Raw genomic sequence first — 13,578 nt, forward strand, 5'->3', positions numbered from 1 at the left:
TTGGCCTTCGCTCAAACCATATGGTTATGCTCTGGGGCGGTCTTATTCCCTAAACCAAGGTTTATATATTCAAACATCACTTTTACGCATAAACCTGAGCTGGTATCGTGCCCCGGCTCCTCGGGGAGTGCGCGGCCGTGCGCGCTGATTGGCAGTAAGTAGCCTGAAAACAGGACCCTTCATGTACGTATATGACCAGTACGATCAAAAGATCGTCGAGGATCGCGTCAAGCAGTTCCGCGATCAAACCCGCCGCTACCTCGCCGGAGAGCTGAGCGGCGAGGAATTCCGTCCGCTGCGCCTGCAGAACGGTCTGTATATCCAGCGTTACGCGCCCATGCTGCGCGTCGCCGTGCCCTACGGCCTGCTGTCGTCCGCTCAGGTTCGTGCGCTTGCGCGCATCGCCCGCGATTACGACAAGGGCTACGCGCACATCAGCACCCGGCAGAACGTGCAGTTCAACTGGCCGGAGCTGGAAGACGTGCCGGAGATTCTTGCCGAGCTGGCCACCGTGCAGATGCACGCCATCCAGACCAGCGGCAACTGCATCCGCAACACCACCACCGACCAGTTCGCCGGTGTGGCCAAGGACGAGATCGTCGATCCGCGCCCCTGGTGCGAAATCATCCGTCAGTGGTCGACCTTTCATCCCGAATTCAGCCACTTGCCGCGCAAGTTCAAGATCGCCGTCAACGGCGCCGTGAGCGACCGCGCCGTCATCGAAGTGCATGACATCGGCCTGGAAGCAGTGAAGAACGAGGCCGGCGAGCTGGGCTTCCGTGTTTCCGTCGGCGGCGGCCTGGGGCGTACCCCGATCGTCGGCAGCTTCATCAACGAATTCCTGCCCTGGCAGCACCTGATCAGTTATCTCGACGCCATCCTGCGCGTGTACAACCGCTATGGCCGTCGCGATAACAAGTACAAGGCGCGCATCAAGATTCTGGTCAAGGCGCTGACCCCCGAGGTGTTCGCCGAGCGCGTGAACGCCGAATGGGCGCACCTCAAGGATGGCCCGACCACCCTGACCGAAGCCGAAGTCGCCCGCGTTGCCGCACACTTCGTTGATCCGGCCTATCTGCCCCTGCAGGACGAAGATGCCCTGCTCGCCCGGCAGGACGCCGAGCATCCTGGCTTCGCCCGCTGGCGCCAGCGCAACACCTTCGCCCACAAGAAGCCTGGCTACGTGGCCGTGACCCTGTCGCTCAAGCCAACTGGCGTAGCGCCGGGCGACGTCACCGACAAGCAGCTCGATGCCATCGCCGATCTGGCCGATCGCTACAGCTTCGGCGAGGTGCGTAACAGCCATAACCAGAACATCATCCTCGCCGACGTCGAGCAGCGTCAGCTGCTGACCCTGTGGGGTGAGCTGCGCGAACAAGGCTTCGCCACGCCGAACGTGGGCCTGCTGACCGACATCATCTGCTGCCCGGGCGGCGACTTCTGCTCGCTGGCCAACGCCAAGTCGATCCCGATCGCCGAAGCCATCCAGCGTCGTTTCGATGATCTGGACTACCTGTTCGACATCGGCGACATCGACCTGAACATTTCCGGCTGCATGAACGCCTGCGGCCACCACCACGTCGGCCACATCGGCATCCTCGGCGTCGACAAGAAAGGCCAGGAGTTCTATCAGGTATCGCTCGGCGGCAGCGCCGGCCGTGACGCCAGCCTGGCGCAGATCCTCGGCCCATCCTTCGCCGAGGCGGACATGGCCGATGTGATCGATAAGATCATCAAGGTCTACGTCGAGCAACGCACCGAAGAAGAAAGCTTCCTCGATACCTACCGTCGCATCGGTATCGACCCGTTTAAGGAGCGCGTCTATGCAGCGAATCATTAAGAACGGTCAGGTGGTCGACGAAACCTGGCACCTGCTGGCCAAGGACGTGACCCTGGACGTCATTCCCAACTGCGATGACATCATCGTCCCGTTGGCCCTGTGGCGCGAGCATGCTCATGCCCTAAAGGCTCGCGACGGTGGCCTCGGCGTTTGGCTTGAGGCCAGTGACGAGATCGAGGAAATCGCCGATGACCTGGCGCATTTTCAGGTCATCGCCCTGGAATTCCCGGCCTTCACCGATGGCCGTCATTCCTCCACGGCCTACCTGCTGCGCACCCGTTACGGCTACAAGGGCGAAGTACGCGCCATTGGCGACGTGCTGCGCGACCAGCTGTTCGCCCTCAGGCGTGTCGGCTTCGATGCCTTCGCCCTGCGTGCCGACAAGGATCCGTACGATGCACTGAAGGCCTTCGAGGATTACAGTGAGGTCTACCAGGCGTCGGCAGACCAACCGCTGCCCCTGTTCCGCCGCCGCGCCTGATCGCAGCGAGAACGACGCAAACGCCCCGACTGGTTCGGGGCGTTTTGCTTTCAGGCGCCGGCGTTCGGCAGCCCGTGCGGCCAGCGCACACACAAAAACGCCGCGCCCTGTGAGGGGCGCGGCGTTTTTTGATCCTCGGCAATCAGCCGGCTGGATCAATCCTCGCGATAGCGACGCAGCTTCAGCGCCTTACCAGCGACGCGGGTGTCTTTCAACTTGCCGAGCAGACGATCCAGGCCATCTTCCGGCAGCTCGACCAGGCTGAAGGTCTCGCGGATCTGGATACGGCCAATGGCTTCACGGGCCAGGCCGCCTTCGTTGAGGATGGCGCCGAGCAGGTTCTTGGCGGCGATGCCGTCGCGCGTCCCCAGGGCCGTGCGGCAACGCACGCGGCCTTCGGTCAGCGGCAACGGCGCACGGCGCTCGCGGTATTCGCCGCGCTCGCCACCGCTACGCTCGGAGCGCTCGCCATCACGCTCGCGGCGCTCACGTGGTGCGCCACCGACGCCCGGCACCAGCGGCTGCTCGCGCTCGACGCTGGCCAGATCCAGTGCCTGGCCATTAGTGGCCTTTTTCAGCAGCGCAGCGGCCAGGGCGCGCGGGCTGCAACCGATATCGGCAGTCAGGCGATCGAGCAGATCGCCATGGCTGGCTTCGGCATCGGCCACCAGCGGCGCCAGGCTGCTGGTGAGCTTCTTGATGCGTGCATCAAGCACCTGCTGGGCGTTCGGCAGCTTGACCTCGCCGACCTTCTGCCCGGTGACACGCTCGATCACCTGCAGCATGCGGCGCTCACGCGGGGTTACCAGCAGCAGCGCACGGCCATCGCGACCGGCGCGGCCGGTACGGCCGATACGGTGTACGTAGGACTCCGGGTCGTACGGCATGTCGACGTTGAACACGTGGGTGATGCGCGGTACGTCGATACCACGAGCAGCAACGTCAGTCGCGACGACGATGTCCAGACGACCATCCTTGAGCGACTCGATCACGCGCTCACGCTGGTTCTGGGCAATGTCGCCGTTCAGCGCAGCGGCCTTGAAGCCTTTGGCTTCCAGCGCGGAAGCCAGGTCCAGAGTGGCCTGCTTGGTGCGAACGAAAGCGATCAGCGCGTCAAAATCCTCGACTTCCAGCAGGCGCAGCACGGCGTTGGTCTTCTGATCGGCATGGATCATCAGGTGCGCCTGCTCGATACGCGAGACGGTCTGGGTCTTGGCCGCGATCTTGACGTGTTGCGGTTCGCGCAGGTGCTTCTCGGCGATGGCACGGATCGAATGCGGCAGCGTGGCGGAGAACAGCACGCTCTGGCGGCTTTCCGGCATGGCTTCGAAGATCACCTCGAGGTCATCCATGAAGCCCAGCTTAAGCATTTCGTCGGCTTCGTCGAGTACCAGGTGCTGGATGGTGGACAGCACTTTCTCGTCACGACGCAGGTGGTCAACCAGACGGCCCGGCGTAGCGACGATGACCTGGGCGCCCTGGCGAATGGCCTTGAGCTGCGGACCCATCGGTGCACCACCGTAGACAGCCACGACGTTCAGGCCAGGCATCTGCTTGGAATAGGTTTCGAAGGCGGTAGCGACCTGCAGGGCCAGCTCGCGGGTCGGCGCCAGAATCAGCGCCTGTGGTTCACGCTTGGTCGGGTCGATTTTTGACAGGATCGGCAACGCGAAGGCTGCGGTCTTGCCAGTGCCGGTTTGGGCCTGGCCGATCATGTCCTGGCCGGCGAGGATCACCGGAATGGCCTGCGACTGGATGGGAGACGGCTCTTCGTAACCGACGGCGGTCAGAGCGGCGAGAATATTGGGGTGAAGTCCGAGCGCGGCGAAGCCGCCGATTTCCTGGGTCATGGGTCTGCCTCAAGTGCATCCGCAAAGACCCATGTTCCAAAGCTGCGCATGCCGTGCAAGACCTTTTGGGTCACCCTGGCAGCCTGGTCGGCGGGGTTTTGCGAAAACGTGGTGAAAGTGAATCGTCAAGGATAGTCCGCTGGGGGACTGGCTGCCGGAGGTCAATTCCCCCGGGCGAGTTGCACTACCTGAACGTGGCCAGAAAATTGGCCGGCGCGCACTATACCTGAAAATCCTGACTCGGGTGCTGGTTTTTATCGATCCATCTGCATCCAACCGCTCAACGGCGCATTAGCTGGCCGGTCGCAGTGCTTCGATCAGTGGTTGCAGCGAGTAACCCAGACGCGGCGCCAGCTCGCCCGCGCGCATTTGCAGGCAGCCCATGTTCAAGCGCTGCTCGAGGTCGGCCGGGATCAGCAGTACCACGTTGCCCTCCTTCACCGGGCACTCCCAATAGTGTCGATGATAAAGGCCGCGCAGCAGTGCCGCGCCAAGCGGCTTGCCGTCGTTGCCTGCCCATTGGTTGATGATCAGCCAGCCACCCGGGTTGAGTTTTTCGCGGCAGCGCTCGAGAAAGCGCCAGGCCAGATGCCCGGCGCCCGGCCCCTGGTCGGTGTACAGGTCGAGAAAGATCAGGTCGGCGGTTTCTGCGCTGTCGAGCAGCTCGGTAGCATCGCCGATGCGAATGGTCAGCCGTGGGTCGTCGTCGAGCCCGAGAAACTCCATGGCCAGGCGCGGCACGTCCGGTCGTAGCTCGATGGCCTCGACATCCTCCAGCGGCAGGAACTTCAGGCAGGCCTGGGTCAGGTTGCCGGCACCCAGCCCCAGGAACAGCGCGGTTTCCGGCTCATCGTGGCACAGCGCGCCCAGCAGCATGGCGCGGGTGTAGTCGTACTCCAGCCAGCTCGGATCGCCCTGGAACACGCAGCTCTGCTCGATGGCATCACCAAACTCGAGAAAGCGGTAGGCGCCGATCTGCACCACACGGATCACCCCGAAGGCGTCGCGCACCTCGGCCAGCAGAACCTCGTCCTGCTGCTGCAATTCGTCGTCTGGTGGCAACCCTGGCATCGATACCTCTCCCACAGTGACATCCCGTACCACAACAACCGGGCTAAAGGCGCCGATTGTCATTGAAGCAGCCGCCCCCGGTCACGCAATAATTCCAACACTTGCGCTACTACTCATAACAATAACGAGGTTCGCCATGTACGCCATCATAGGTGCCGGCCCCATGGGCCTGTGCACGACTCGGCAATTGAAGAAGCACGGTATCGATTTCGTCGGTTTCGAGCTGCACAGCGACGTTGGCGGCCTGTGGGATATCGATAACCCGCACAGCAGCATGTATCACTCGGCGCATCTGATTTCCTCCAAGGGCACCACCGAGTTCCGCGAGTTCCTCATGTGCGCCGAGGTGGCGCCCTACCCGCACCACAGCGAGATGCGCCGTTACTTTCGCGACTACGCCAGACTGTTTCGTATCTACGAGCATTATCAATTCGACACCGGCGTGCTGCAGGTGCAACGCGAGCAAGATGGCTGGAAACTGATCAGCGAGCGCAACGGCGAGCAGGGCGAATGGCGTTTCGACGGTGTACTGATCGCCAACGGCACCCTGCATACGCCCAACCTGCCGCGCCTACCCGGTGATTTCTGCGGAGAGTTGTTGCATTCGAATGCCTACAAGAGCGCGGATATCTTCGCCGGCAAACGGGTGCTGGTGGTCGGCTGCGGCAACTCGGCCTGCGATATCGCCGTCGATGCAGTGCATCGCGCCGCCTCGGTCGACCTTTCGGTACGCCGTGGCTATCACTTCCTGCCCAAGTTCATCCTCGGCAAACCCACCGATACCTTCGGCGGAGCGATCAAGCTACCGCGCGTCTCAAACAGCTGGTCGACGGTCTGCTGGTGCGCGCCCTGGTCGGCAAACCCTCGCAGTACGGTCTGCCCGACCCGGACTACCGCCTGCAGCCGCTGCTGCACCGTTTCACCCGCCTTTCCGGCTGGCTGGCGAACAGGGTGTTGCGCGGCCACTTCCGCTGGCAGACCTTGCCAGCGCCCTTCATCCTGCGCCTGGAAGGACTCAACGTGAATGCCTTCGAGGAATTCGGTGCCGGCGAGATCCTGCGCAATTTCAAGGACCCGGACGAGCCCTATGCCAAGGTTAAGGAGCCGGAATTTCGCGCTCTGTTCAAGAAGCAGGCAAAGGCCGTGCTGACCAAGGACCTGTGGCACCGCGACTTCTCCGATTGCTGGGTGACCGAATGCCTGGCCCCCAGCCTGGTCGGTAATAACTTCAAGCAACTGGGCCAGTCGCGCGGCCTGGATGCAGTAGACGCCTACTTCGAACTGGCCTGCCAGTACCGCGATGCGAGTGGTCAAACGCAACGATGCAGCGGTCGCGCTGACGATGATCAACTGTCGCATCGCCTATCACTGCTGCCTGGAATACCCGGATGATCTGGGCAAGGCACAGCACTACGGGCGCTTCCTGCCGGCGCGCGATGTATCGCCGCGCATGCGGCCTGCGCGCGCATTCGAGCCCGCCCCGGCGTCATGAGCCAATACACGTACGAGCTGCGGGGCTTATCGGTTACCATGTGTCTCCGCCTGATCAACCGCTAGAGACGCAGCATGTCGAACGCCTGGAGCCCCGAAAGCTGGAGGGCCAAGCCCATCCAACAGCAGCCTGAATACCCTGATGCCGCGCACCTGACTCGCGTCGAACAAACCCTGGCCGGCTACCCGCCGCTGGTGTTCGCCGGGGAGGCGCGCGAGCTGCGTCGCCAGTTCGCCGAGGCCACCCAGGGGCGCGCGTTCCTGCTGCAGGGCGGCGACTGCGCCGAGAGTTTCGCCGAGTTTTCCGCCGCGAAGATCCGCGACACCTTCAAGGTGCTGCTGCAGATGGCCATCGTCATGACCTTCGCCGCCGGCTGCCCGGTGGTCAAGGTCGGGCGCATGGCCGGCCAGTTCGCCAAGCCGCGCTCGTCCGGCAGCGAAACCATCGATGGCGTCACCCTGCCCGCTTACCGTGGCGACATCGTCAACGGTATCGGTTTCGACGTCGCCAGTCGCGTACCGGACCCGGAGCGCCTGCTGCAGGCCTATCATCAGGCCACCGCCAGCCTCAACCTGCTGCGCGCCTTCGCTCAGGGCGGCTTCGCCGACGTGCATCAGGTGCATCAGTGGAACCTCGATTTCATCGCCAACTCGGCGCTATCCGAGAAGTACCACCAGTTGGCCAATCGCATCGACGAAACCCTGGCCTTCATGCGCGCCGTCGGCATGGACAGCGCACCGCAGCTGCGCGAAGTCAGCTTCTTCACCGCCCACGAAGCGCTGCTGCTGAACTATGAAGAAGCCTTCGTGCGTCGCGACAGCCTCACCGGTCGCTGGTATGACTGCTCCGCACACATGCTGTGGATCGGTGACCGCACCCGCCAGCTGGACGGCGCACACGTCGAATTCATGCGCGGCATCGAGAACCCCATCGGCGTCAAGGTCGGTCCGAGCATGGCCCCGGACGAGCTGATCCGCCTGATCGACACCCTCAACCCGGACAACGATCCCGGTCGCCTCAACCTGATCGTGCGCATGGGCGCGGACAAGGTCGAGGCGCACTTCCCGCGCCTGCTGCGCAAGGTCAAGGAGGAAGGCCGCCAGGTGCTGTGGAGTTCCGACCCGATGCACGGCAACACCATCAAGGCCAGCAGCGGCTATAAGACCCGCGATTTCGCGCAGATCCTCAGCGAAGTCCGGCAGTTCTTCGCCGTACACCAGGCCGAAGGCACCTACGCCGGTGGCATCCATATCGAGATGACCGGGCAGAACGTCACCGAGTGCATCGGCGGCTCACGCCCGATCACCGAAGACGGCCTGTCAGACTGCTACCACACCCACTGCGACCCACGCATGAATGCCGACCAGTCTCTGGAACTGGCGTTCATGATCGCCGAAACGCTGAAGCAGGTACGCCGCTGACCCTCCGCGCCCTGGCCACTTGGCCAGGGCGCGAACCGGCTCGCACATCTTCTGTGCGGTGTCCGGCATAATGCTTTCCCATCGCGAGCACCGGACAGGTGCCCAAGCTACACCCAGCCGGAAAGGACTCGCGCCCCCCAACAAGGACGATAAACCATGCAACTGCGCACCACCGTCTCCGCTTTCGCCTGTCCAGCGCCGTTCTGCTGACCGGCTGCCAGAACATGTCCCCCGACGCCATGCTGCAATCGGGCCTGATGGCCGTGCAGGCCGCGACCCTCAGCGACGCCGAAGTACGCAGCATGTCCGACCAGGCCTGCGCCGAAATGGATGCCGAAGCCAATATCTCCGGCCCGAACAACCCGTACAGCAAACGTCTGGACAAGATCGTCAACAACCTCGGCCATCAGATCAACGGCACGCCGATCACCTACAAGGTGTATCAGGCCGACGACGTCAACGCCTGGGCCATGGCCAACGGTTGCGCGCGCGTCTACAGCGGCCTGATGGACCTGATGACCGACAACAACGACGCAGAAGGCCTGGCTGGTCTACCGCAATGGCCAGTGCGAGCTGCAGGGCAAGCATGTCGGCTCGCCGATGTATAACTATTGCCCGATGCAGATGAACATCCAGCGCGTCGAGCAGTTGCTGCTGGAGAATGGCGGTTAACCGAGCTGCCCGCGCAGACTCACGCTCGGCGCCAACCACACCTCATCCAGGCCCGCGCACTGTGAATCGCCCAGCGCCAAGCGCGCCTCCTCGCTCAACACTACGTCCTCCAGATGCACGGCATGCACCGCCAGGCACCCGGTAGCGCGCTCGCTGTGCAGATCCACCCGCGCCAGCAGGCGTTCATGGTCAGAAACGGCAGCACGTAATAGCCATACACGCGCTTGCTCTGCGGGGTGTAGATCTCCAGCCGATAGCGGAAGCCCAGCAGTCGTTCGGTGCGCTCGCGTTCCCAGATCAGTGAATCGAACGGCGACAGCAAGGCGCTATGGCGAATACGCCGGGGAATGCGCGGCTCGCCCCGGCAATAGGCCACCTGCCGCCAGCCCTGCACCGCGACGGGCAACAACTCGCCCGCCTCCACCAATTCGGCGATACGGCGCTTGCTGTCACTGACGTCCAGCCGGAAGTAGTCGCGCAAATCGCGCTCGGTCGCCACGCCAAGGGCATCGGCAGAACGCAGCAACAGGCCGTCGAGGTCCGGGGGATTCAGCACATCCGCGGGAATGACCCGCTCCGGCAGTTCGTACAGCCGCTCGAAGCCACGCTGCCCAGCCACAGTGACCAAACCTGCAGCGAACAGCCATTCCAGCGCCATCTTTTCGCGCTCCAATCCCACCAGGGGCCGGTCTTCTCGGTGCGCGAGGAAAGGCTGCCGGCGCTCAGTGCACCGCGCTCGCGCACGGCCAACAGCACGCGATCTATCGCATCGCGCCGCTCCACGCCAAATTTCGCAGCTGGCTGTAGATGCCCTGCCCATCCGCGGCTCGGCGCATTCGCCAGCGCAGCAGCGGAAAAAGCTCGAGCGGCAACAACAAGGCTTCGTGTCCCCAGTACTCGAACAGACGCCTGCGCCGCGCCCTGCCCCAGGCCAGTTCATCGAGGTGCTCGGCCTGGTAATGACCAAGACGGGAAAAAGTCGGCAGGTAGTGCGAGCGCACCAAGGCATTGACCGAGTCGATCTGCACCACGCCAAGGCGCTCGATCTGCGCCTGCAGCTGCTTGTGAACGATGGCGCCGCGCGGCATACGCCCGAACCCCTGGGCAGCCAGGGCCAGACGACGCGCTTCAGCGAGAGAAAGGGTCATGGCGACTCAGCCTATCAGGCTGGCGCCGCGAACGCATGACGGAAGGTAAAGGCCTGCGCCGTCGCGCCATACTCGCGCAGATGAGCCAGGCGCTCGGAGGCCTCGACCACGCTCGGCCGATGCCCGGCTGGCACCCACCACAACACCTGGTGCGCCTGCTCGACACGCTCGAACCATTCACGACGGCGCTCGAGCATCTCGGAATGCGCCGATTTGTAGACGTAATCGCTGAGCGACGCAGGGCACCTCAAACGTAGGCGAGGCAGCCAGCGCAAGGCAAAAACAGGCGAGAAAGCGCAGTTTACGCAGTGTAAATGAGCATTTGACCGGGCTGGCGTTCCAGCCTGTTTTTAACGCTGCGATGGCAACGCAGGTAGTTTTTAGAGGTGCCCTGCACGTCCTGCCAAAGCGACATGTTGACCCACACCTCATCACCGAACGGTCGGATCGCAGTGGTATCACCCGCCTCGTCCTGCAAACGCCAGACATAGCCGGGCGAGCCTTCAGCCAGTGCATTGATACGCTCCAGATTGGCGACGAAGTCAGCCATCTCCGCTGACTCCAGCGACGCCCTCACCCAGGCAATGTTCAGTTGGGCCAAGTGATAAGCCTCCATGCGTCAGGGTTGCTGCGGCAGGCCACGCCAACCCGACAGGCGACGGCGCAACCAGGCCTCGCTGCTGACCAGGGTGATGCCCGACAGCACCAGCGCCGCGCCAATGATGAAGTTCAGGGTCAGCGGTTCGTCCAGCACCAGCACGCCGAAGGTGACGCCAAACAGCGGGGTCATGAAGGAGAACACTGCCATGTTCGAAGCCAGGTAGCGGCGCAGCAGCCAGAACCAGGTCAAGTAGGTGAAGAATGACACCACCACGCCCTGCAGCAGAATGCTGGCGATGGCCACAGGCGTCCAACGCAGCTGGGACAAGTCCACCACCACCAGCGCGTACGCCAGCAGCAGCACGAACGCCACCGCTAACTGATAGAACAGGGTCAACCCGGCCGGCGCTTCGGACAGGCGCGAACCCCGCACGACTACCGTGGTCGCGCCCCAGGCCATGCCGGCGCACAGCCCCAGCGCATCGCCCAGCAGCATACCGGCATCGACCTCAGCCCAATTGCCACCGACACCAAATGCCATCACTACACCGCCGAAACACAAGGTGATACCCAGCCACTGCAGGCGTCGCAAGCGCTCGCTGGGCAACAGAAAGTGCAGCCCAAGCGCCGAGAAGATCGGCGCGGTGTAGAGAAATACCGCCATATGCGAAGCCGTGGTGTAGCGCAGGCCAAGGGCGATGAAGAAGAACTCCAGTGCGAACAACACGCCCGCCAGCAGTCCAGCCAGCCACGTCGAGCTGACCCATTCGCGCCATCCGCGCTGCCACAGCAAGAGCAAGCCGACCAGCACGGCGGCGATGCCGGAGCGCAAGGCCACCTGCAGCATGGGCGCGATATCGCCCGCCGCCAGCTTGATTGCCACCTGCTGGCTACCCCAGATGGCGCATAACAACAGCATCAGTTGGAACAGGAAAAAATCGGCGCCCTTGCGTACCGCGGTCATTCAACAACTCCTGTCATGTACCACTCTCTTTCTCAGCGGGTAATCCCAGAACGGCCGTTCGGCCTCCTGCAACACATCGGCGCGGGACAGTCCCAGGTCCTTCAATGCAGCATCATTCAGTTGCGCCAGCTGTGCCCGCTTGTGAGCCAGTTGACGCCAGCGCCGCAGCATACGCCATACGCCGACCAGTGACGGCAACCGTTCGAAGTGGATGGCCTGAGCCAACGCATAACCTTTCTGACCTTTCATCTTTTCGCCCTCCCTGTGGGGTTGGCGTCAGTGTCGGGCCCAGCTTTAGATCAATCCAGCGAATGTTTCTTATGGCATCCATCTCGAGGATTGATGAATGGCCTTCCACCCCAGTATTGATGCCGAATTGCTGCGCAACTTCGTTGCCATCGCCGACACCGGCGGTTTCACCCGCGCCGCAGAAACGGTCAATCGCACCCAGTCAGCCGTGAGCATGCAGATAAAGCGGCTGGAGGAAGACGTGGTGCAACGCCCGTTGTTCGAGCGCGACGGCCGTCAGGTGCGGCTGACGCCCGAGGGCCAGGTGCTGCTGGGTTATGCGCGGCGCATCCTCAAGCTGCATGGCGAGGTACTCAACACCCTGCGCGAGCCGCATATGGTCAGTGTCGTGCGCATCGGCACGCCGGACGACTACGTGATGCGCTTTCTGCCGAAGATTCTCTCGCGCTTCGCCCAGGCCTATCCGCTGGTGCAGGTGGAAGTGCATTGCGAGCCTTCGGGACAACTGCTGCTGCGCCAGGATCTGGACCTGACCATCGTCACCCGCCAGCCCGGCAAGGAGATCGACCAACTGCTGCGCCAGGAGCGCTTCGCCTGGGCCGTGGCCCAGGGCTTCTGCCCACATGAACAGAACCCCATGCCACTGGCCATGTTCAACGCCGAGTGTTTCTGCCGCGAATGGGCCTGCAACGCGCTGGATGCGATGAGCCGTCCCTACCGCATCGCCTAGACCAGCCCCAGCCTCTCGGCGATCTTCGCCGTGGTGCGCGCGGGCCTCGCGGTCACTGCGCAACTGCAAAGCCTGATCACCCCCGACCTGCGCATCCTCGGCGAAGCCGAAGGCCTGCAGCTGCTGCCGCTGACCAGCATCGTGCTGCTGAGCAACGACAGCAGCCAGTCACCCGTCACCGAATGCCTGGCCGAGCATATCGTCTATGGTTTTCGCCTATAGGCGGCCACCCGACTCCAGCGCGAGCAGCAGTGCACAGAGCAGCAGGAAGCCACAGAACAGGCTGCGCAGCAGACGCTCCGGCAGCGAATGGGCCAGGCGTACGCCCCAACTGATGCTGAGCAGGCCACCCACCGCCAACGGCACGCCCATCCACCAGTTGACGTGATCATGCAGCGCGTAGGTGAACAGCGTGACGCCGGTGCTGGGCAGCGCCAGCGACAGCGATAACCCCTGCGCTACCACCTGGGTGGTGCCGAATACGCTGGTCAGCACTGGCGTAGCCACCACCGCGCCGCCCACGCCAAACAGCCCGCCCATGGCGCCGGACACCCCGCCCAGCACGCCAAACCAGCCCCAGTGATGACGCAACTCGCCACTGGCCGGCCCCTGAGCCATCAGCATGCGCAGCAGGTTGTATGCCGCCAGGGCCAGCAGGAAACCGACGAAAGCCCAGCGCATGGTGCGCGAGTCCACTTCTACTGCATACAACGAGGCCAGCCAGGCACAGAAGAAGCTGGTGACACCGAGCAGCAACGCATAGCGCAGATCGATGCGATTGCGCTGATGGTATCGCCAGATCGCCAGCATCACGTTCGGCACCACCATCACCAGCGCGGTGCCCTGAGCCAACTGCTGATCCAGCCCGAAAACGATGCCCAACACCGGAATGGCGATCAGCCCGCCGCCAATGCCAAATAACCCGCCCAGAGTCCCCAGGCCCAGGCCGAGCAATAGATTGAGCAACAGGTCGAACAGATTCATGACACCTCCAGACAGTGGGCGCATGTTAAGCAGCCACGGCTAGCGTGGAAACGCACAGCAGCGCACAATGGCTTTG

The 13,578-nt window shown here is 63.2% G+C and carries 11 protein-coding genes and 4 pseudogenes; 8 read left to right on the top strand and 7 right to left on the bottom strand.

What is annotated here, in order from left to right:
- Positions 1-181 precede the first annotated feature (181 nt).
- Together N5J71_RS09205 and N5J71_RS09210 are read left to right on the top strand one after the other, a co-directional pair.
- Entirely contained in the window at positions 182-1,840 is a 1,659-nt protein-coding gene (locus N5J71_RS09205; RefSeq protein ID WP_003460220.1) for a nitrite/sulfite reductase, read from the top strand.
- The gene (locus tag N5J71_RS09210) at positions 1,824-2,321 is read left to right on the top strand and encodes a DUF934 domain-containing protein (protein ID WP_003460226.1); all 498 of its coding nucleotides are present in this window, start codon (positions 1,824-1,826) and stop codon (positions 2,319-2,321) included. The genes N5J71_RS09205 and N5J71_RS09210 overlap by 17 nt, the downstream gene beginning before the upstream one ends.
- 155 nt (positions 2,322-2,476) lie before the next feature.
- Here the strand turns inward: N5J71_RS09210 and N5J71_RS09215 are convergent, their stop codons facing one another.
- Positions 2,477-4,171 (bottom strand): DEAD/DEAH box helicase, encoded by a 1,695-nt coding sequence (locus N5J71_RS09215; RefSeq protein ID WP_279916746.1) that lies wholly within the window; start codon positions 4,169-4,171, stop codon positions 2,477-2,479.
- A gap of 291 nt (positions 4,172-4,462) precedes the next feature.
- Positions 4,463-5,242 carry a spermidine synthase gene (locus N5J71_RS09220; RefSeq protein WP_279916747.1) on the bottom strand — a complete coding sequence of 260 codons (780 nt, stop codon included), beginning with the start codon at positions 5,240-5,242 and terminating at the stop codon, positions 4,463-4,465.
- 136 nt (positions 5,243-5,378) lie between these two features.
- On the opposite strand from N5J71_RS09220, the pseudogene N5J71_RS09225 reads away from it, so the two are divergent.
- The 5 genes and pseudogenes from N5J71_RS09225 to N5J71_RS09245 form a co-directional block, all read left to right on the top strand.
- Positions 5,379-6,142, top strand: a pseudogene (locus tag N5J71_RS09225) (flavin-containing monooxygenase); the annotation flags it as partial.
- A 120-nt stretch (positions 6,143-6,262) separates the two neighbouring features.
- Positions 6,263-6,634, top strand: coding sequence for a hypothetical protein (locus tag N5J71_RS09230; protein ID WP_174575453.1), 372 nt, complete (start codon positions 6,263-6,265; stop codon positions 6,632-6,634).
- Positions 6,635-6,808: 174 nt separating this feature from the next.
- The gene (locus N5J71_RS09235; RefSeq protein ID WP_279916748.1) at positions 6,809-8,155 is read left to right on the top strand and encodes a class II 3-deoxy-7-phosphoheptulonate synthase; all 1,347 of its coding nucleotides are present in this window, start codon (positions 6,809-6,811) and stop codon (positions 8,153-8,155) included.
- Positions 8,156-8,379: 224 nt separating this feature from the next.
- On the top strand, positions 8,380-8,763 hold the full coding sequence (locus tag N5J71_RS09240) for a M48 family metalloprotease (protein ID WP_242408915.1): 384 nt from the start codon (positions 8,380-8,382) through the stop codon (positions 8,761-8,763).
- Positions 8,729-8,827: a hypothetical protein gene (locus N5J71_RS09245; protein WP_242408929.1), complete on the top strand. Its 99-nt coding sequence runs from the start codon at positions 8,729-8,731 to the stop codon at positions 8,825-8,827. The genes N5J71_RS09240 and N5J71_RS09245 overlap by 35 nt, the downstream gene beginning before the upstream one ends.
- On the opposite strand, the pseudogene N5J71_RS22520 reads toward N5J71_RS09245, so the two are convergent.
- The 4 genes and pseudogenes from N5J71_RS22520 to N5J71_RS09275 all read right to left on the bottom strand — a co-directional run bounded on the left by N5J71_RS22520 (position 8,824) and on the right by N5J71_RS09275 (position 11,788).
- Positions 8,824-9,975: pseudogene (locus tag N5J71_RS22520) on the bottom strand (winged helix-turn-helix domain-containing protein). The gene N5J71_RS09245 and the pseudogene N5J71_RS22520 overlap by 4 nt on opposite strands.
- 14 nt (positions 9,976-9,989) lie before the next feature.
- Positions 9,990-10,591, bottom strand: a pseudogene (locus tag N5J71_RS22525) (DUF3291 domain-containing protein).
- Between the two features lie 3 nt (positions 10,592-10,594).
- Complete coding sequence (locus tag N5J71_RS09270; RefSeq protein ID WP_074858778.1) at positions 10,595-11,539, bottom strand: DMT family transporter; 945 nt, start codon at positions 11,537-11,539, stop codon at positions 10,595-10,597.
- Complete coding sequence (locus tag N5J71_RS09275) at positions 11,540-11,788, bottom strand: DUF1127 domain-containing protein (RefSeq protein WP_084341809.1); 249 nt, start codon at positions 11,786-11,788, stop codon at positions 11,540-11,542. It abuts the gene before it with no gap.
- A 97-nt stretch (positions 11,789-11,885) separates the two neighbouring features.
- Between N5J71_RS09275 and N5J71_RS09280 the strand changes: the two are divergent.
- Positions 11,886-12,740, top strand: a pseudogene (locus tag N5J71_RS09280) (LysR family transcriptional regulator).
- On the opposite strand, the gene N5J71_RS09285 reads toward N5J71_RS09280, so the two are convergent.
- Positions 12,735-13,502 carry a sulfite exporter TauE/SafE family protein gene (locus N5J71_RS09285; RefSeq protein WP_074858788.1) on the bottom strand — a complete coding sequence of 256 codons (768 nt, stop codon included), beginning with the start codon at positions 13,500-13,502 and terminating at the stop codon, positions 12,735-12,737. The pseudogene N5J71_RS09280 and the gene N5J71_RS09285 overlap by 6 nt on opposite strands.
- Between the last annotated feature and the right edge of the window lie 76 nt (positions 13,503-13,578).

It is taken from the genome of Ectopseudomonas oleovorans, from assembly GCF_029845265.1.
Classification (GTDB): domain Bacteria; phylum Pseudomonadota; class Gammaproteobacteria; order Pseudomonadales; family Pseudomonadaceae; genus Aquipseudomonas; species Aquipseudomonas oleovorans.